This is a genomic window from Teredinibacter waterburyi, assembly GCF_001922985.1.
Taxonomy (GTDB): domain Bacteria; phylum Pseudomonadota; class Gammaproteobacteria; order Pseudomonadales; family Cellvibrionaceae; genus Teredinibacter; species Teredinibacter waterburyi.
Genome location: NZ_MRUH01000170.1, coordinates 1 through 837, shown reverse-complemented (window position 1 = coordinate 837; position 837 = coordinate 1). Strand labels below are relative to the sequence as shown.

The following is an 837-nucleotide window of genomic DNA, read 5'->3' as shown; positions in this document are numbered from 1 at the left end:
GGGGGGGGGGGTAATCATAGATCGCACGGGAAGCGAACCCCGTTTAATATTTTCTATGATGAGTGCCAGTGTGTTGTATGAATTTGATATGGCATTTGAGAGTTTCTCGGTACTCAGTAGCCCCACCGTGCCAGAAGTAAACGATCTGATGAGGTGGCCAGGCGGCAGTGTGATTTTGCCGGAGCGAAATAGCATGCTGGTTTCCTTGGCGGGTTCTCAGGATGTACTGGAGGTGGATCTGGCAACTGGTTCGCAAACCTTATTTAGCACCATTACCGACGAAGAGCTGCCCCTTCAGTGGATTGGTTTTAGAACTCAAATGGTGCTTGACCAGATGGGAGGACGCAATCGTGTATTGATCGCTTCAAGAGATGACACGCTGATTTTAGAGTTGGATTTAGATACGCAGGCTATGCAGTCGTTCTTAAGTGCTGATCTTGGCTTTGATATAGCGTTCGGCGGATTTATATTGCCGGAACACGGCGAGTTTGTGTATCTGACCACTGTCAGTTTGGGCGCCGTAATGGTGGTGGATTTTGAAACCAATGAGCGCGTTATACTTTCCAAGTCGGAAGGGTAAAGCCTTTACCCGCCTAATTTGGTGATTGTTTTTTGTAACTACACAGCGTGTAGGCTGTATAAAAAGTGGTAAGTCGCGTTATGGCCAGCAGTAACCCAAGTAATAAAAAGGGATTTTGTATGAAGAATATGAGCGCTTTTAGTGAGCTAACTCCCGTTAGGTTTAGGCGGTGCGCACTTGCGGTGGCGGTATCTTCAGTGCTTTGGGGTACGGCTATGGCAGGCCCGGAAGGCGGCGAAGTGGTTGGCGGCGCTGGT

The 837-nt window shown here is 48.9% G+C and carries 1 protein-coding gene; it reads left to right on the top strand.

What is annotated here, in order from left to right; genetic code table 11:
• Positions 1–580 (top strand): hypothetical protein (locus IDZ20_RS16160; protein ID WP_223144997.1); only part of this gene is annotated, 580 nt, incomplete at its 5' end.
• Between the last annotated feature and the right edge of the window lie 257 nt (positions 581–837).